14 protein-coding genes are annotated in these 18,497 nt (G+C 61.4%); 7 read left to right on the top strand and 7 right to left on the bottom strand.

Annotated features, from left to right (window positions below; all coding sequences use genetic code 11):
- Nucleotides 1-54: 54 nt before the first annotated feature.
- Nucleotides 55-1,173 carry an outer membrane protein gene (locus tag ACOOHD_RS15610; RefSeq protein WP_420458809.1) on the bottom strand — a complete coding sequence of 373 codons (1,119 nt, stop codon included), beginning with the start codon at nt 1,171-1,173 and terminating at the stop codon, nt 55-57.
- Between the two features lie 123 nt (nt 1,174-1,296).
- Between ACOOHD_RS15610 and ACOOHD_RS15615 the strand changes: the two genes are divergently transcribed.
- The 3 genes from ACOOHD_RS15615 to hisF are packed head-to-tail and all read left to right on the top strand — an operon-like array spanning nt 1,297 to nt 6,383.
- Nucleotides 1,297-4,101, top strand: coding sequence for a glycoside hydrolase family 2 TIM barrel-domain containing protein (locus tag ACOOHD_RS15615; RefSeq protein ID WP_420458810.1), 2,805 nt, complete (start codon nt 1,297-1,299; stop codon nt 4,099-4,101).
- A 50-nt stretch (nt 4,102-4,151) separates the two neighbouring features.
- Complete coding sequence (locus ACOOHD_RS15620; RefSeq protein ID WP_420458811.1) at nt 4,152-5,612, top strand: sulfatase; 1,461 nt, start codon at nt 4,152-4,154, stop codon at nt 5,610-5,612.
- Between the two features lie 9 nt (nt 5,613-5,621).
- Entirely contained in the window at nt 5,622-6,383 is a 762-nt protein-coding gene (hisF, locus tag ACOOHD_RS15625) for an imidazole glycerol phosphate synthase subunit HisF (RefSeq protein WP_420458812.1), read from the top strand.
- Here the strand turns inward: hisF and ACOOHD_RS15630 are convergent.
- A complete protein-coding gene (locus tag ACOOHD_RS15630) occupies nt 6,380-6,832 on the bottom strand; it encodes a hypothetical protein (RefSeq protein ID WP_420458813.1) in 453 nt (150 codons plus the stop codon). The two genes, hisF and ACOOHD_RS15630, sit on opposite strands and share 4 nt — an antisense overlap.
- Before the next feature lie 37 nt (nt 6,833-6,869).
- Between ACOOHD_RS15630 and hisIE the strand changes: the two genes are divergently transcribed.
- From hisIE to ACOOHD_RS15650, 4 genes are all read left to right on the top strand, one after another.
- On the top strand, nt 6,870-7,484 hold the full coding sequence (gene hisIE, locus ACOOHD_RS15635; RefSeq protein WP_420458814.1) for a bifunctional phosphoribosyl-AMP cyclohydrolase/phosphoribosyl-ATP diphosphatase HisIE: 615 nt from the start codon (nt 6,870-6,872) through the stop codon (nt 7,482-7,484).
- A 79-nt stretch (nt 7,485-7,563) separates the two neighbouring features.
- Nucleotides 7,564-8,010, top strand: a complete 447-nt coding sequence (locus ACOOHD_RS15640; protein WP_420458815.1) for a GatB/YqeY domain-containing protein — start codon at nt 7,564-7,566, stop codon at nt 8,008-8,010.
- A gap of 67 nt (nt 8,011-8,077) precedes the next feature.
- Nucleotides 8,078-9,169 carry an LptF/LptG family permease gene (locus tag ACOOHD_RS15645; RefSeq protein WP_420458816.1) on the top strand — a complete coding sequence of 364 codons (1,092 nt, stop codon included), beginning with the start codon at nt 8,078-8,080 and terminating at the stop codon, nt 9,167-9,169.
- A gap of 255 nt (nt 9,170-9,424) precedes the next feature.
- Nucleotides 9,425-10,249, top strand: coding sequence for a prohibitin family protein (locus tag ACOOHD_RS15650; protein WP_420458817.1), 825 nt, complete (start codon nt 9,425-9,427; stop codon nt 10,247-10,249).
- Here the strand turns inward: ACOOHD_RS15650 and ACOOHD_RS15655 are convergent.
- The 5 genes from ACOOHD_RS15655 to trxA all read right to left on the bottom strand — a co-directional run bounded on the left by ACOOHD_RS15655 (nt 10,246) and on the right by trxA (nt 18,414).
- Nucleotides 10,246-14,301 carry a tetratricopeptide repeat protein gene (locus tag ACOOHD_RS15655; RefSeq protein ID WP_420458818.1) on the bottom strand — a complete coding sequence of 1,352 codons (4,056 nt, stop codon included), beginning with the start codon at nt 14,299-14,301 and terminating at the stop codon, nt 10,246-10,248. The two genes, ACOOHD_RS15650 and ACOOHD_RS15655, sit on opposite strands and share 4 nt — an antisense overlap.
- Before the next feature lie 328 nt (nt 14,302-14,629).
- Nucleotides 14,630-15,412 (bottom strand): hypothetical protein, encoded by a 783-nt coding sequence (locus tag ACOOHD_RS15660; RefSeq protein ID WP_420458819.1) that lies wholly within the window; start codon nt 15,410-15,412, stop codon nt 14,630-14,632.
- A gap of 38 nt (nt 15,413-15,450) precedes the next feature.
- Nucleotides 15,451-16,461 carry a beta-ketoacyl-ACP synthase III gene (locus ACOOHD_RS15665; RefSeq protein WP_420458820.1) on the bottom strand — a complete coding sequence of 337 codons (1,011 nt, stop codon included), beginning with the start codon at nt 16,459-16,461 and terminating at the stop codon, nt 15,451-15,453.
- Between the two features lie 87 nt (nt 16,462-16,548).
- Nucleotides 16,549-18,102: a sodium:solute symporter gene (locus ACOOHD_RS15670; protein ID WP_420458821.1), complete on the bottom strand. Its 1,554-nt coding sequence runs from the start codon at nt 18,100-18,102 to the stop codon at nt 16,549-16,551.
- A gap of 9 nt (nt 18,103-18,111) precedes the next feature.
- Nucleotides 18,112-18,414 carry a thioredoxin gene (gene trxA, locus ACOOHD_RS15675; RefSeq protein ID WP_420458822.1) on the bottom strand — a complete coding sequence of 101 codons (303 nt, stop codon included), beginning with the start codon at nt 18,412-18,414 and terminating at the stop codon, nt 18,112-18,114.
- Nucleotides 18,415-18,497 lie beyond the last annotated feature (83 nt).

Below are 18,497 nucleotides of genomic sequence, written 5' to 3' on the forward strand. Positions count from 1 at the left end.
AACCGAATCTGCTTGAATACTTACGATATAAGATAAGTAAACCTAATCACCTATTTACCGAGGTAAAAAGAACCGCAGCGCCAGCGCGCCGCCCCACTCCCGATCGGCGGCCGCGACGAGGCCGGAAGCCGAGCGCCCGGTCCCCGAATTGTATTCCACAGTGAGATCGAGCGCAAGCTGGGGCGAAAAGAAATACGCGGCCCCCGCTCCCAGTCGCCAGGTGGAGGTACGCGAGCGCCGCTCGACCGAGTTGCCCAACCCTCCCACCTCCTGCCGCAGTCGCCGGTAGCCGATCCCGGCACCCGCGAAGGGCAGCAGCCGACTCCGCTGCAGGAAATAGTAGCGGCCCCGCACCCCGGCCGTCAGGTCCGCAGTGGTGAGGTCACCGAAAAAGGAGGAGCTAAAGTCCCGCTCGCTACGGTAGCTCTCGTAGCTTACCCCGAGGTCGGCTTCGACCAGCAGACCGTCCAGCACGAGGTAGCCCACACGGGGCGATAGGCGGACGAGTAGATTGGATTCCGCCAGTCCCCCGCTGGCCGTACGCCCGTAGGCCAGGCTGGCTAACTGCCCGGCGGCCGTCAGGGTACCCGCCCCCACGGAGGCTGTCTTGGTGGTACCGCGCAACTGCCCGGTGAGTACGTTCAACCCCAGGTTCAACACGGTGTAGTTTAGGCCGTAGGCGTAGGCGTCGTAATTCAGGTTAGCCGTACCCAGGATGCCCGGAGCAAGGGTCAGCTCCGCGCCCAGCCCAAGGTGAAAGTCGGTCTCGAAACCGGAGCCGTCCCCGACACCTACGGTACCGAAGCCCAGCTCACCGAATACGGAAAGCGGCCGCGCCCCCAGGTCGAGAAAGTAGTAGCGCACGAAGGGCTGAAAGGCGAGGGTAGTGCGACCACCGATCCACTGCCGCTGGTCGCGCGAGACCCCGGCGTAGTCAGCGCGGGCCCCCACCAGCAGGCGGTTCGTCAGGAAGTACCCGCTACGGAACGACTCAAAGCGCAGCCCCGTCACCCGCTGAGACACCCTAGCACCACCGCTCAATTGATCGAGGTCACGTTCTACCTTCGAGTACTGTAGGGCCGTATTGCCACTCAGATAAAAATTACCCTTTCGCTCCTGGGCGGTAAGCGTGAAGGCCAGGAGCATACAGAGAGAAAATAGGTAAGTCTTCATGGGCTAAGTGGTAGTGCGTGAGGAAGATACGCACTCTTATGACATTCGCAGCGCTACTTCCGCTGCTTTGCACCAGCGGCCCCGCCCGCATTCCCTAACTTGGGTGCGCCCAGACGATTCACCATGCCACTCCGCTACCTCCTTTTCTTACTGCTGTCCACCTCCGCCCTCGCCCAGACTACCGAAACCTACTACCTCTCCGGCACCGATAAGGACCACCGCGTAGACTGGGACTTTCGCATCGACCGCGGCCGCAACAGCGGAGAGTGGAGCAAGATCGCCGTACCTAGCAACTGGGAGTTCGAGGGCTACGGGGTGTTCGCCTACGGGCAGGCCAACGGCCCCGACCGCCCCGGCTGGCACGAGCTCATGCCCGAGGTCGACGCTACGGCCGTATACCGCACCACCTTCACCGTGCCCGCCAACTGGAGCGACCGCCACGTGAGCATTGTCTTCGAAGGGGTCATGACCGACGCCAGCGTGCGCATCAACGGACAGAGCGCCGGACCCACCCACCAGGGCGGCTTCTATGAGTTCAGCTACCCCGTGACCGAGCTACTGCGCCCGGGGCAGAACGAGCTGGAGGTCACCGTCAACAACGTCTCCCGCAACGCCTCCGTCAACCGGGCGGAGCGCGACGCCGACTTCTGGGTCCACTCCGGCATCCACCGCCCCGTCTACCTGGAGGCCAAGCCCCGCCAGCACATCCGCCGCATCGCTACCGATGCCCGGGCCGACGGCACCCTCACCGTCCACCTCTTCCCGCAGGGCATCCAGAGCAGTACCCTCCGGGCGCGGTCGCAGGTGCAACGCCCGGATGGGACCCCCGTAGGCCCCCCGCTCACCACGCCGCTGGCCGCCTCCGACAGTCTGGTCGTGCTCACCGGCCGAATCCCGGAGGTGGAGCCCTGGTCACCGGAATATCCTAATTTATACCAACTCGTGGTGTCTATCGAAGATGAGGCCGGCACCACCCTGCACGAGATGACGGAGCGCATCGGCTTTCGCACCTTCGAGCTGCGCCCCCGCGATGGCTTTTACCTCAACGGGCAGAAGATCCGGTTCCGCGGCGTGAACCGCCATACCTCCTGGCCGACCTCCGGCCGTACGACCAGTAGGGCGCTCAGCGTCGTGGACGTGAACCTCATGAAGGACATGAACATGAACGCGGTGCGCATGTCGCATTACCCACCGGAGAAGCACTTCCTGGAGGTCTGTGACTCCCTGGGCCTGCTCGTGATCGACGAGCTCACCGGCTGGCAGGATGCCTACGATACGGTGGTGGGCCGCAGACTGGTGGAGGAGCTGGTGGTGCGCGACGTCAACCACCCCAGCGTGGTGCTCTGGGCGAACGGTAACGAGGGCGGCAATAACTACGCCCTGCTCGGCGACTACCGGCGCTATGATCCGCAGGACCGGACCGTGATCCACCCCTGGGGACTGGTCAACGACACCTACACCTTCCACTACGCAGATTTTAACTGCTGCGGTGGGGCCTTCTTCGACGGTACGGAGGTGTTCTTTCCTACTGAGTTCCTGCACGGCCTCTACGACGGCGGGCACGGCGCGGGGCTGGCCGACTGGTGGCGGGAGATGCGTGGTAAACCGCTCTCCGCCGGTGGCTTCCTGTGGGTGTTTGCCGACGAGGGCGTGGCGCGGGGCGACAGCATCGATACCCAGGGCAACAAGGCCCCGGACGGCATCGTAGGTCCCTACCGGGAACGGGAGGCGAGCTTCTACACCATCCGCGACATCTGGTCGCCCATCGCCATCGAGCGGCAGCGGCTGCCCCCGGGCTTCGACGGGCGGCTACTGATCGAGAACCGCTTCGACTTTACCGATCTGGCGGACTGTAGCCTGCGCACCGCCCTCGTCGACTTCCCCGCCCCGAATACGACGGCCGGGGTGGATACGGTAGCGACCTCCACCGTAAATCTACCCTCCCTAGCCCCCGGCCTGAGTGCCTACGTAGACCTCGACCTCCCGGAGGATTGGGAAGAGCACGACGCCCTCGAACTAGTCGCCACCGACCCCCACGGCCGCACCGTCATGTACTGGACGCTCCCGATCAGCGAACCGGCGGAGGTGGCGGCTAGAATTACGGATGCCGCGCTAGCCCCGTCCGACGGGGAAGCAGCGCCCCAGACTACGGAGACGGATGCCATGATCACCCTCTCCGCCGCCGGCGTCACCGTCAGCCTAGACAAGCGCGACGGTACGATCGCCTCGGTGCGCAATACCGCCGGACCGATCGCCTTTGGCAATGGCCCCCGGCTCACTATGGATACGGCCACCCTCCGGTCGGTAACGCAGCGCACTGAAGATGGAGCAGCAGTGGTAGAATTCATCTTCGACGGCCCCCTCGATACCCTGACCTACCGGATGCTTCCCAGCGGCTTGCTCCAATTGGACTACGCCTACTTCCCCTCCGGCGAGCATGATTTTATGGGCATCACCTTCGATTACCCCGAAGACCGGGTGACCGGCGTGCGCTACCTAGGCGACGGCCCCTACCGCGTATGGAAAAACCGGCTGCGGGGCGTCGATCTCGGGCTGTACGAGAAAGCTTACAACAACACCGTCACCGGCGAGAGCTGGGACTACCCCGAGTTCAAGGGCTACTACGCCGATCTATACTGGGCCACCGTAGAGACCACCGAGCAGCCCTTCACCCTCCTCACCGCCACCCCCGGCAAGTACCTCCACCTCTTCACCCCGGATAGCCCCCGCGGTGCCACTAATCAACACACCGAGGGCCGCTTCCCCATTGGCAACGTCTCCATCCTGGACGCGATCAGCCCCATCGGCACCAAGTTCAAACCAGCCGAGCGCGTAGCTCCGAGTGGTATGCCCAACCAGTTTCGTGGCCACCGGGGCGGCAAGAGCATCTGGGGTGGCCGGCTGTGGCTCGATTTTCGCGCGCGGTAGCTCGGCGTACAACGCCTCGACCTTTTCTTCTGATTCACTATCTTAACTACATGAAGCACTACCCCCACGCCTGCCTCATCCTCACGCTATGCACATTGTTGTCCTGCGATCCCTCCGCACCCCCGATAGCTATCGGGGCCCCGCCCCCTGGGACGCCTCCAACGACCGCAACCCAACAACGCAACAACGCAACCACCCCCTCCATCATCCACATCTTCGTAGACGACCTAGGCTACGGCGACCTGGGCTGCTTCGGCGCCACCGACATCGCCACCCCCAACATCGACCGCCTGGCCGCCGAGGGCATTAAATTCACGGAGTTCTACTCCGCCTCAGCCGTCTGCTCGCCCTCCCGCGCCGCCCTGCTCACCGGCCGCTATCCCGTGCGCATGGGCATCAACGAGGTGTTCTTCCCGGAGAGCTTTACGGGCATGCCACCAGAGGAGATTACGATCGCCGAGCTGCTCAAGCCCCTGGGCTACGCGACCGGTATGGTAGGTAAGTGGCACCTGGGGCATATGGAGCGCTACCTGCCGCTCAATCAGGGCTTCGAGAGCTACTACGGCATGCCCTACAGCAACGATATGGAAAGCGCGGTGTACCTAAGCGGCAATGAGGTGGACTCCTTCCAGGTCAATCAGCGGTACCTGACGCAGACCTATACCCGGCACGCCACTGACTTTATCCGTGCGCACGCCGGGGAGCCCTTCTTTCTTTACCTGGCCCACAATATGCCGCACGTGCCGATCTACGCCTCGCCGGACTTCGTGGGTAGCTCCGAGCGGGGACTGTACGGTGACGTGGTGCAGGAACTAGACTGGAGTGTGGGGCAGGTGATGCAAACCCTGGACTCCCTGGGTATCGCCGAAAATACTCTCGTTATATTTTCCAGCGACAACGGGCCGTGGCTAGTCATGGAGGATCATGGCGGGAGCGCGGGTGCACTGCGGGAGGGCAAGCAGTATACCTTCGAGGGGGGCATGCGCGTGCCGACGGTAGCCCGCTGGCCGGCCCGTATCCCCGCCGGGCAGGTGTACGACGAGCTGGCTACGCAGATGGACTGGATGCCCACCTTTGCCGCCCTTACCGGAGCCGAACTACCCGCCGACCGCCCCATCGATGGCCGCGACCTGACTGCCGTGCTGGAGGGTACGGGCGAGCGTGCTGACCAGGGCCTGCTCTACATCTTTGCCAACGAGCTGCGGGCCTACCGCCACGGCGACTACAAGGTGAAGCTGCCCTACCGTGGCTTTGCGGGCTCTCCGGGGATGAAGGCGGTGGCCGCCCACGATACCCTGCTCTTCAACCTCAAAGACGACCCGGGCGAGCAAAACAACCTGCTGACCAGCGAGCCGGAACGCGCCCGGGCCCTACTGGAGGAGATGCACCGGGAGTACGATGGCCTACTGCCGCTGCCGGAGCAGCTGGTGATCCGGGGCAGGGCCGATCACTCTCACTATGACCACGTACGGGAGTACCTCGCCCGGCGGGATGGGGGCAATAGTGACTAGCTTTGCACGATGCTGGCCAAACGCATCATCCCCTGCCTCGACATCAAGGACGGCCGCACCGTCAAGGGCGTCAACTTCGTTAACCTGCGCGATGCCGGCGACCCCGTCGAGCTGGGCGCGAAGTACAGCCTGGCGGGGGCCGACGAGCTGGTGTTTCTGGACATCACCGCCACCCATGAGCGGCGTAAAACGCTGGCCGATCTGGCGCGCGATATCGCTCGCCACCTCAATATCCCCTTTACTATCGGTGGGGGCATTAAGTCGCTCACTGACGTCGACGTGCTGCTCGACGCCGGGGCCGACAAGGTGAGCATCAACTCGGCCGCCGTGCGCCGCCCGGAGCTGATTGACGAACTGGCCTACGCCTTCGGCAACCAGTTCGTGGTGGTGGCCGTGGATGCCCGCATGGTGGGGGGAGAGTGGTACGTGCACCTCAACGGTGGCCGCATCAAGACGACACACCGCCTATACGACTGGGTGGGCGAGGCGCAGGAGCGGGGGGCGGGCGAGATCCTATTCACCAGCATGGACCACGACGGCACCAAGGCTGGTTTCGCCACCGAGGCCCTGGCGCGGATGAGCGAGCAACTGAGTATCCCCATCATCGCCAGTGGCGGGGCGGGAAATAAGGAGCACTTCGCTGACGTCTTCACGCGGGGCAAGGCCGACGCCGGGCTTGCCGCCAGCATCTTTCACTTCGGCGAGGTGAGCATCGGGGAGCTGAAGACCTACCTGGTGGGGGAGGGAATAGCGGTGCGGCCGGTGGATTAGCCAGCGAGCATACCCGCTGCGATACTACCTACGAAGACCACGCCGATAATCACTAAGTATACGACTACTAAAATACCGATGATAGAAAATAGCTTGCTCAAGGAGGCTATTGAAGACTGCATCGCCAGCTGATCGTTGTTATCTACCGCACGCATGGCCTTACGCCCGAAATCGAACACCAAGTAGTAGAGGTACAAACTAAATAGAGTGACAGCAACCACCACAATGAGGAAGGGCGTTGCAAAGGCAGCAATCGGCCCAAAGGCCGGATCGCTGAAGGCAGCCGTGCCCGTGAAAAGAAACGGGATGAGACTGAGTCCTATGACAATCAGCAGTGCAATCCCAACAAAGCGGGCCCACTTGCCGGCATTACGTAGGTTTGCGGCCACTGGTCCATCGACCATCAGGCCACTGCCGTAGCCACTATCTAAAGTAGTATCTCCAATCATGCGTGTATAAGGTGTGTGAGTGTACAAGATAAAAACAATGCAAATAACCGCTAACGGTACGGCCGAACTTAACTTTAACAAATTCCCCGACGGCCTTGTCCCCGCTATCGTCCAGGACGCCCGCACCCGCGTCGTGCTGATGCAGGGCTACATGAATCCCGCAGCCCTCACCCAAACGCTCACCACCGGCCGGGTCACCTTCTACAGCCGCAGCAAGCAGCGCCTCTGGACTAAGGGCGAGACCTCCGGCAATGTCCTGAAGCTCGTGCGCATCGACGCCGACTGCGACCTCGATTCCCTCCTGATCCAGGCCCACCCCACCGGACCCGTCTGTCACACCGGCGCCGATACCTGCTGGGACCAGCCCAACCAGGGCGACTTTCTCGACCACCTGGAGCGCACCATCCAGGACCGCCGCGATAATCCCAGCGAGAGCAGCTACACCACCTCCCTCCTCCAGCGCGGCATCAACAAAGTGGCCCAAAAAGTAGGCGAGGAGGCCGTCGAGCTGGTCATCGAGGCCAAGGACGACGATAAGGATCTCTTCCTCGGCGAGGCTGCCGACCTCATGTACCACTACCTCGTGCTCCTGGCCGCTAAAGGCTATACCCTCAACGAAGTCCGCGATGTACTACGCAGCCGTCACCAATAACGCCTGAGCAACTATTTCCCCCGCCTACCACGTTCCCCCTTAACTCCTTGACCCCTTAACTCCTTAACCCCTCGATCACATGACCCTCCAAGAACGCATCACCGACGACCTCAAAACCGCCATGCGCAATAAGGACGAGGCCGGGAAGCGCGGCATCCGTGCCATTAAGCAGGCCATCCTCCTCCAGCAGACCGACGGCAGCGGCACCACCCTCGACGAGGCCGGCGAGATCGCCATGCTCCAGAAGCTGGTGAAGAGCCGCCAGGAGAGCCTGGAAATCTACGAGCAGCAGGGCCGCGACGACCTGGCCCAGCCCGAGCGGGAGGAGATCGAGGTCATCAGTCGCTATCTGCCCGAGCCCCTCAGCGACGAGAAGCTCGAAGCCCTGATTAAGCAAGTCATTTCCGACACCGGAGCCACCTCCATGCGCGACATGGGCAAGGTCATGGGTCAGACCAACGCCAAGGTAGCCGGTCGCGCCGACGGCAAACAAATCGCCGCCACCGTCAAACGCCTACTGGGCTAGGGGCATCTAACCAGCGAAGCGTCTAACCAGCCGTAGGCGTCTAACCAGCCGAAGGCGATCTAATTCTATGTTGAAGAAACTGGATTGGTATATTATCGGCAAGTTCCTCCGCACCTTCTTCTTCACGGTGTTGATCTTCTCGCTGGTGAGTATGATCATCGACTTCAGCGAGAAGATCGAGCGGTTCATTGAGTCGGGCATCCCTACCTCGGTGATTGCCTTTGAGTACTTTCCGACCTTTTTGCTGTTCATCCTGGGCTTCCTCTGGCCGATGCTTACCCTCATCGCCGTGATTTTCTTCACCGGGCGCATGGCGGACAACTCCGAGATCATCAGCATTCTCAACGCCGGGGTGAGCTTTTGGCGGCTGATGCGGCCCTACCTGGTCTCGGCCGGTTTCCTATTCGTACTCTACCTCGGGGGGGTGCACTTCTTTGTGCCCCTGGCCAATTCCCACCGCGCCATGATCGAGCGCGATTGGTTCGGCCGTGGCCGCGACGAGGGTAAGACCACCAACGTGCACTTCTTCGTGGCCCCGGATACCAAGGTATTCATGACCCACTTCAGCAAGCGCGATAGCGCCGCCCGCAATTTCCGCATCGAGCACATCGTCAACAACCAGCTGGTGAGTCTGACCAAGGCCCGCACCGCCCACTTCGTCGACGGCGATCCCGGCCGCTGGCGCCTCGACAACTACGAGACCCGCACCTTCGACGGGATGCAGGAGACCATCGAGGTCGGCAACCGCGAAACCCTCGACACCGTGCTCAACCTGCGCCCGGAGGACTTCGTCGACTACCGCGAGCAGCAGTCTGCCCTCACCACCCCCGAGCTCCTCGCCCAGCTCCGCAAGCAGCAGGAGCGGGGCTCGGGCAATATCCGCAAATACGAGGTCGAGCTGGCCCGCCGCACCGCCGAACCATTCACTATATTCATTCTCACCCTCATTGGCCTTTCTGTAGCCGGCCGCAAGGTGCGGGGGGGGATGGGTATCCAACTGGCCATCGGCATTTTCATGGGCGCGCTCTTCGTGTTCCTGAGCCGCTTTGCCTCTACGATCAGTGCGGGGACGGACCTGCCGGTGTACCTGGGGATGTGGATGCCGAATATCTTGTTCTTTGCGGCTGCGCTTTACTTCGTTTCGCAGGCGCAGCGGTAGACCGCAGCCTTCGGCTGGGGTAGACCCCTCGCTTACGCGTTCGGGGGTAGATCGCTGCGCGGGTAGAGCTGCCGCATGTCGTGTCTGCGAGAGGAGTCTAACCCGAAGGGTCTACCCGCCGCAACGCGGTCTACGCCCGAACGCGCCAGCGAGGGCTCTACCCCGGCAAAGCCGGGTCTCCTTCATCTATCTCGGCTCTCGTTTGTTAAATTAGGGCGAGTTCGCACATACATCGGACTCGGCTAAACCCAAACCATGGACCAGAAAAAATTAATGACCTGGGGCATCATTGCCTTCTTCCTCCTCATCGTACTGACGATGGTGAGCAGCGCGACCTTCGTCACCATCGACTCCGGAGAGCGGGGTGTGCTCTTTCGCCGCTTCAACGGATTAGATAAAGAAAATATTTATGCGCCTGGCTTCCACGTCGTAGCTCCCTGGAATACGATGTACGTCTATGAAGTCCGCGAGGCCCAGTTGGAGGAGGAGATGGAGGTGCTTTCTAGCAACGGCCTGAATATTCGGGTCGACGTGACGGCCCGTATCCGACCCAATTTCGGGGAGGTGGCGCTACTGCACGAGACCTTCGGCCGCGAGTACATGGAGCGGCTCATCCGGCCTGAGGTGCGCTCCAGCGTGCGGCAGGTGATCGGTAAGTTTACCCCCGAGGAGCTGTACTCCACGAAGCGCGACGAGGTGCAGACCCTCATCACCGAGGAGCTATCCCGGACACTGGCCAATAACTACATCGATTTGCGCGCCATCCTTATCCGCGACATCGAGTTACCGGATAAGGTACGTACCGCCATCGAGGAGAAGCTCGAGGCCGAGCAGGCCTCACTGAAGTACGAGTATATCCTCACCCGCGAGAAGCAGGAGGCCGAGCGCCGCCTTATCGAAGCCCAGGCCAAGGCGGATGCCAACCGCATCCTGACGGCCAGTCTGTCGGAGAATATCCTGCGTGATAAGGGCATCGAAGCCACCCTCGAACTCGCCAAATCGCCTAACAGTAAGGTGGTAGTGGTGGGTAATGGCGACAGCGGCGGATTGCCCCTCATCCTGGGCGGTGGTGGCAACTAGGCCTCGGCCGGACGCAGCATCGTCAGGTAGTAGTTGTAAATGAACTTCGGGGTTTCGGCGTAGAGGGTTTCGTAGAGCGAGAGCGCGTGCTCGCGGGCCTGCTCGTCAACTCCGCCGCTGAGCCGGTATACGGTTAGGTAGGCTTCGGCTTCCTGATCGCGGGTGAGTGTTTTAGCCTCCAGGAGCTCCTGGATCACCTCCCGTGCCTGCTGGTAGTTAGCGCCGTCGTAGGCTACCAGGCAGCGGGCGTGCAGCAACTTAGCGCCGAAGAGGACATCGGGGTTGCCTAGCTCCTCGGCTACCTCCAGGGCTTCCTGTTCTACGGCCTTTACTTCCTCGAGCTTACCGTCTGCTAGCAGTACCTGTCCTTTTTCGTAGAGGCTCGCGCCGAGCACCAAGCGGTTGTTAGTGGTGCGGGCGATGTCGATGGCCTGGTCGTAGTACTGTACGGAGCGGTCGTATTCTCCCTGTACGTAGTAGATATCGCCCAGGGTGTTGACGGCCTTGGCCACGCCCTTGCGGTACCCCAGTTCGCTACTGATCGACAGGCAGCGGTCGAGGTGGCCGATGGCCTTGGTGAAGTTGCCCATCACGCTGTTGAGGTCACCGAGCAGGCCCTCGGTGACGGCGATACCCTGGCGGTCGCCGAGTTCGTAGCACATCTTCAGGTCCTCCTCGAAGAGCTCGCGGGCGGCTTCATAATCTCCCTGCCGCTCGTAGATGCTGCCTACGCTGCCGAGCCCGATGGCCTGTAGGCGGCGGTCACCGAGCTCGCGGGCCAGTTTAAGGCCCTTGCGGTGCTCTTCGAGGGAGAGGGTGTAGTCGCCGCTCTCGAAGTACACGATACCGAGGTTGGTGTGGAGGGTAGCTAGTCCCATATTATCACTGCTGAGCTCGTGGCGGGGGATCTGGTCGCGAATGACGGCGATGGCCTCCTCGTACTGGCCCAGGTTCATGTAGGTGAGGCCCAGGTGGCTGATGGTGCTGGCCGAAGTAGTGGTGCCGGCCTGGCTGAGCCCGCTTTCGAGGGACTGGGTGTAGTAGGTGAGGGCCTTATCGTAATGGTTGGTGCGAAAGAAGAGGTGGCCCATATTACTGTAAGCCTTGGCGATGCCGAACATATCGTCGACGGACTCAAACAGTCCGGCGGCTACCTTGAGATAATCCATCGCCAGTTCGTAGTCGCCCTTCAGGGTGTGGAGCTGGCCCAGGGCATTGTTGGTGCGGCCCAGCAGGACCACGTCGCGGCTCGATTTGGCAATGCGCTGGGCTTCCTTATAGGCAATCTCGGCCTCTTCCCAGCGGCCCACGATCTCGTAGACGCTGCCCTGGTTGAGGTGCACCTGTACGGTCAGTTCTTCCTGGGGCTGCTGACTCATCTTTTTGATGAGGCGCTGGTAGAGCTCCAGGGCCTGCTGGTTTTGGTAGTTGGCCCGGGCGTAGCTGGCGGCCTTGCTGAGGTACTCGAGGGTTTTGTTGGTTTCTCCGCTCTGCTCGTAGTGGAAGGCCAGATCGACGTAGCGCTCCTCAATGTTATCGGCGTAGAGCTTCTCGATGGCCTGGGCAATCTGGCGGTGCAGTTGCTGTAGGCGCGTAGTGAGTTGCATACCGTACACCGCCTCGCGCAGCAGGCTGTGGCGGAAGATGTACCGTAGCTCGTTCATGGCACTCCAGATCTGTCCGCGCTCGGCCACCTGGATTTGTTCCTCCAATAAATGCATGACATCCTCCGCTCCGTCAAAGCCGGCGTCGGCACGCATCACCTCGCTGAGCACGGGGATATCGAACTCCCGGCCGATCACCGCAGCGGCCTTTACCGTTTCCCGCACCATATCGGAAAGCCGGTCGATGCGTGCGGTCAGAATGGAGGTAATGCTAGTCGATAGTTTGATGCTCTCGTCGCTCAGGTGCAGTAGGCCGTCTTCCTGGGTAGTTAGTAATTCGTTTTCGCGGAAGTACTCCAGGATCTGCTCCAGGTAAAAGGGGTTGCTATTGGTTGCCTTGAGGAGGATATCGAAGGTGCTTTCGTCGATCGGGCCCCCCAGGGTGGTTTCGGCGAACTCTTTGACGGCCTCGGGACTGAGGGCCCCGATCTCCACGCTCAGCGTATCTACCGCCAGTTTATCCTGTAGGGTGGTACGGATCAGGTGGGGGTAATTGCCGTCGTCGTCGGGCCGGGCGGTGGCCAAGATTAGCAAGGGGTGGTTGTCGATACGGCGCACCAGCTCGCGAATCACGGTGAGGCTATCCTCGTCGATCCAGTGGATGTCCTCCAGCTCTAGCACGGTGGGCTGTAGGGTGGCCTCCGCGATGATGAGGTTGACGATGGCGTCGACGGTATTCTGGTAGCGGCCCTGAGCGTCGAGCCGCGTCCAGAGTGAGCCCGGTTTTACGATTCCTAACTGGGCGGCAAGGACGGACTCAGTCCGTTGCAGCTCTTCGGCGAGCTGGCCTGATTGTTCCCCCTCCTGCCGCTGCAGGCTAAGCCGGAGGCGGCTGATGCGAAATTGAAAGCGGCGTAGATTTTGCTCGGTACCCAGCTCGGCACTCTGCCGGAAGATGCGTTGCAGCAGGTAGGTGAAAGGGTTGAAGGGCTTGCGCAGGATCTGGTCGCAGCTGCCCAGCAGCCAGTTGACCGTGCCCCGTTCCCGCAGTTGGTGGCGTAGCTCGTAGGTCAGGCGGCTCTTGCCGATGCCGGCCTCCCCGAGCACGTAGGCGATGCCCGCCGGCTGCCGGGAAAAGATGGGCTCGGCGAAGGTCATCAACCGGGCGACCTCCTCGTCGCGGCCGATGGACTTGCCCCCGTAGGTAGGTTTACCCAAGGTTTGCTTACGTCCCTGCAGCGCGTAAGTTGGCTCCGGCTCCTGGATGCCTTTGTAGTGGATAGCTCCCTTGGGTAGAAAACGGAACTGCGGACTACTACCGATCTCTCCGTCCACCAGCACCACCTTCCAGTCGGCCTCGGCCATGATGCGGGCTGCCAGGTTGACGCGGTTGCCCACGCAGGCATACTGCGCCCGCTCCTTGCCGCCCACAATACCGGTGAAGGCCGTACCCACCGTCATGCCCATACGGTACTGAAAGGGTCGTTTAGCGGCCGCTCCCAGGGTGTCGAGCTCCTGCTGCACCACCAGCGCGAATTCCACTGCCCGGGCCATGTTGTTCTCGTAGGAGACTGGTGCACCGAAGAAGATCACCATTAGCGCTCCCTTATCCCCGTAGTCCACCTCCTTGAAGTAGCCCCCAAAGTCGCGCACCTGGTCGAGTACTACGGTGGCGAAGTGGTCTAGTTCGTCGTGCGAGTGTACCCCCTCGAAGGATAGAAAGCAGGACACTACCGTACGAAACTCACCGGCCTGATCGTAGCGTACCACCTCCGGCGGCAAAAACTTCGCGGCTACCTCCGCCGATACCGCCGGCAGTTCGAGGGGGCGTACGCGCTCGTCAGCCCCCGTGGCTATATCTCCAAGGACCCGGTAAGCCGTAGCGTTAAGTTCCTCGGTGTAGACAAGTCCCCCCTCGGTAAGGCTGTACACAAATTGGTCCACTACGATCTCCTGCTCACCGGCCTGACTCTGGCAACTGGAGGCCGCAGCGATGGCCGGCCCCCGGAAGTAAAAGGCCCTCAGCTCACCGCCCACGATACCGTAGTGCACCTTGCCGGCACCGATGCCCGCCTTGATACCGATCGTGAACTGATCGCCGAAGCGGTTGCCCCGATCACGAAACAATTGCCGGGCCCGCTCCGCTACCCGCAGCAGGTGCATGGCGTGGGTACGGTCCAGTCCCAGCGGGTACACGGCCGTGAAGGCGTCGCCGGCAAAGTAAGGTATAAAGCCGCCCGTAGCATAGACTAGGGCTACCAGCGGCTCGAAGATGTCGTTGAGGATGACCGATAGCTGCTCGGCCCCCGCCAGGCCCTGCTTCATCAGCGTCTCCGTCAGTGGCGTGAAACCGCTCAGGTCGATGTTCAGGGTAAAAGCCTCCACCTCGCCATGCAGATCGCCCGCCAGGAGCTTTTGTTGGATAAAGGGAGGAATGAGCGGCTGCACGGGCGGGGTGGAATACGGTGAGTAAATATAGGCCGCGAATGGAAAACGGCCCCCCGCAGTAGCGGACGACCGTCAGGACTAATTCGATGGGTGATCTTCCACGCTATAGATAGCGGGAACCATCCAGTAAGGCTGAAGTAAGACTAAGACCACCACCCAGCGCACAAGCAGCCATAAGTACGTAAAGAAGCATCATACGGGGATAATTAAATGGTTTCGGACGTAAGGAGGAAGGCATGTCATCACGTCGATCGCAACGACCGCGGACAGGCGCGCAATAAACGTTATTTCGGCTAGTTTTCCAAACCTAACGTCAGATTCTTCTGATTTAGTCTTTACCCGGTAGCTCGATCGTCACTAAGGGCTGCTCTCCCTCCAGCGGCGGACCCCCATGATCCACGGCCCTACGGTAGATTCGTAAGCTGCCGGCAGCTGTGCCTAGTTTGACCACCGAAAGTCCCCCCTGCTGCCGCGCCGTCACGACCTCAGGAGGCGCCCCGGCCTGCCCCCCGAAGATATAGTAGGCTTCTCCCCCATTGAGTGCGGCTATGTCCGAGAGGTCTACCAGCGCTACTCCAGCTCCCGCCAACAGGTGCACGTGCAGCACCCCGGTATCTACGGCCTGCTCAATGGATTGTAGGTTATCCCAGTTGCCCACTGCGGTCTGGATCGCGGCGCGATTGTGGGTCATGTCTAGCCGGTGGCTTGCCTCGTCCTGGGCGTGCAGCGCACGCTGGGTGACCAGCTCGCCCCGCAGATTTTCTTTGAGGCGGAAGAGGTAACCGCTGAGTCCAACCAGTAGTAGGCAGGCCGCAATGAGTACGTAGCGCCAGATGTTGAGCGTGTGGTTGCGCTCCATCATGGCGGTGATCATCTCGTGGTCGAGGTCGTGAAAATCCTCGGCGGTGCGGGGCGGCCGTCCGTCCGCCGGCGGAGCGATGTTGCGGGCATCCGCGTAGGAATTTAGGTCTCGCCGCAACTGATTAACCTCCCGGGCCAGGGTAGGGTCGCTTTCGAGTAGGCGTTCTACCTCAGCGGATCGCTCGGGGTCGAGCAAACCGAGCACGTACTGGTCTAGTATACCGCTGCGCTTCAATTCCTCCCTACTCATACCTTAAGGCCAACACGCAAATCCGCCGCCTTGTGCGGCTACCGTGCTTCCGCCGCCCCGTCGTAGGCCCACTTCAGGTATAGCGCCCCCCAGGTGAAGCCTCCCCCAAAGGCGGTCAGCACCACGTTATCGCCCCGCCGTAGCTGAGACTCGTAGTCCCACAGACAAAGCGGCAGGGTGCCGGCCGTCGTGTTGCCGTACTTATGGATGTTGACCATCACCTTATCCAGGGGAAAATCTACCATTCTGCTCACCGTCTGAATGATGCGGATATTGGCCTGGTGGGGCACGAGCCAGTCCAGGGTATCGACGGTAAGGTCGTTGCGCTGCATGACCTCCTTGACTACGTCCGACATCCCCCGCACCGCCGCCTTAAATACTGGCTGCCCGTTCTGGCGCACGAAGTGTTCGCGCGCCATCACCGTATCTACGGTCGCGGGCCTACGCGAGCCGCCGGCCACCAGGTAGAGGTACTCCTCGCCGCTGCCGTCGCCGTAGTGGCGGTAGTCCATAAGACCCGTACCATCCGTAGTGGGTTCCAGCATCACCGCTCCGCAGCCGTCGCCGAAGATCACGCAGGTCGTGCGGTCGGTATAGTCGATGATGGAGGACATCTTATCGGCTCCCACGACGACCACCTTCTTGTGCTGGCCGGCCTCGATGAATTTAGCCCCTACGGTGAGGGCGTAGAGAAAGCCACTGCAGGCCGCGCCTACGTCGAAGCCGAAGGCGTTGTGGATCCCCGCTTTGTAGGCCGCCACGTTGGCCGTATCCGGAAAAATGCTATCGCCGGTTACGGTGGCACAGATGACGAGCTCGACCTCCTCGGGTCGCGTGCCGGTCTTCTTCAGTAGGCCGCGCAGGGCCTCGGCCACCATGACGGAGGTGCCCATCTCGTCCCCCTTCAGGATATGCCGCTCCTTGATACCGGTGCGGCTGGTGATCCACTCGTCACTAGTGTCGACGATGGTCGCCAGTTCGGCGTTGGTCAGGACGTAATCGGGCACGTAGCCCTGTACCCCCGTAATGGCGGCGCGCAGTTCGGACATGGCCGCAAAGTACGGCGAGCCCGCTACAGGGGCCAAGCGACAATACCGGGGTTTGCCGGTCGCTAAAGCGAATTTTCGCTCGCCGCCCTACTCCCGTGGTGAAACGCTCAGCGCAATGAGCCCCAGGAAGGTGAGTAGCCCGTTAAAGGCCAGGATGAGGAAGCCAAATTGAAAGCCCCCCAGCAACTCCGCTGAGTTACGGTCGACTGCGATGGATATAACGGGTGAGAGCAGGCACACAATCAGCAATGCCGGTAACCGTACGCCACCCACGGTGATGGTCTCCCGCACCCGAAAATCGGTCAGCAGCCCGAAGGCAAACAGCCCCAGTAGCGGACCGTACGTGTAGCCCGCCGCGGTAAACAGCCCGTTGATGACCGCCCGGTCATTGATGAGTTGGAACAACATGATGACACCGAACAGTAGCACGGAGAAGCCACTGTGCACGAGGAGCCGCTGCCGCTTGTCCGAAAGGCTTGCACCGGCGGCCCCGCCCGCTTTTTCCCCCTGTGCTGCGGGCTGTACTTCCCGGTCCTGCATACCTAGAAAATCGACGCAGAAGGAGGTGGTCAGGGCCGTGAGCGCGCTGTCGGCACTGGAATAGGCTGCCGCTACGATGCCCAGCACGAAGAGAATGCCGGCCACGGGGGGCAGGTTGGTGAGGGCGATGGTGGGATAGAGGAGGTCAGAGGTTTCGGGAGCGGGCAGGCCCACGGTAGCGGAGTAGATGTAAAGTAAGGCGCCGAGGCTAAGGAAGAGGATGTTGGCGAAAAAGAGGACGACGCTGAAGGCCAGCATGTTCTTCTGGGCGTCGTGGTAGTTGGGCATGCTGAGGTTCTTCTGCATAAGATCCTGGTCCAGTCCGGTCATGACGATGGTAATGAGGGCCCCGCTGAGGAATTGCTTGAAGAAGTTGTTGGGGTCGGCCCAGCCGCCGTCGAAGAAAAACCACTGCCCGTAATCGCTCTGGCGGATGAGGCGCGTCATGCCCCCCAGGTCCGTATCAAGCGCCCCACCGATGTAGTAGACCGTGATGCCGGCGGCCAGCAGCATGCAGACCGTCTGTAGTGTATCGGTAACAATGATGGTCTTGATGCCCCCCCGGAAGGTATAGACCCAGATGAGCACGATGGTGACGGCTACGGTGACGGCGAAGGGGATGCCGATGGGTTCGGCCACGAAGTTTTGCAGCACGATGGCCACCAGGAAGAGCCGGAAGGCCGAGCCGATGGTGCGGGAGAGCAGGAAGTAGAACGCCCCGATCTTATACCCGTACCAGCCGATACGCTCGTGCAAGTACTCATAGATGCTGGTGAGCCGCATGCGGTAGTAGAGCGGCAGCAGCACTAGGGCAATGACCAGGTAGCCAAGCATGTTGCCCATCACCACCTGCATGTAGCTGAAGGCCTGGTTGACGCCGCCGGCCCCCACCGCGCCGGGTACGCTGATGAAGGTGACGCCCGAGAGCGTGGAGCCCACCATGCCCACGGCCACCAGGGGCCAGGGGGACTTGCGGCCGGCGAGGAAGAAGTCGACGTTCTCACTCTCCCGCCGGCTGGTGAGGTAGGCAACCAACACCAGCACCGCGAAGTAGGCACCGACGATGCCGAGGATGGCGTAGGGGGAGAGGGAGGGGTTCATGGCGGCAAGCTAGCTCAGCTTGGCCAGTTCGTTCTTAAGTGTCTGGGGGCTCTGTACGCCGGCGGCGCGAAACTTGAGCTCGCCCTGCTGAAAGATCATGGTGGTGGGCATGGACTGTACGCCGAGCTTCTGGGTGATCTCGGGGTTGCGGTCCACGTCGATCTTGATGAGGCGCATGCTATCGCCCATATCTTCTTTGAGCTGCTGCAGGATGGGGGAGTAGGCCTTGCAGGGGCCGCACCAGGTAGCGTAGAAGTCGATGAGCACGGGGGTGTCGCCGTTGATGAGTTCTTGGAAAGAGGTGTTGGCCATGGTGGTTTTGTTGGGGAAAACGGTTGGGGGGTGAATTGAGTTCGGGTGGTAGCACTGGGGGGCAGACGATTCGTGGCTTCTAG

The organism is Neolewinella sp. (assembly GCF_965214665.1).
Taxonomy (GTDB): domain Bacteria; phylum Bacteroidota; class Bacteroidia; order Chitinophagales; family Saprospiraceae; genus Neolewinella.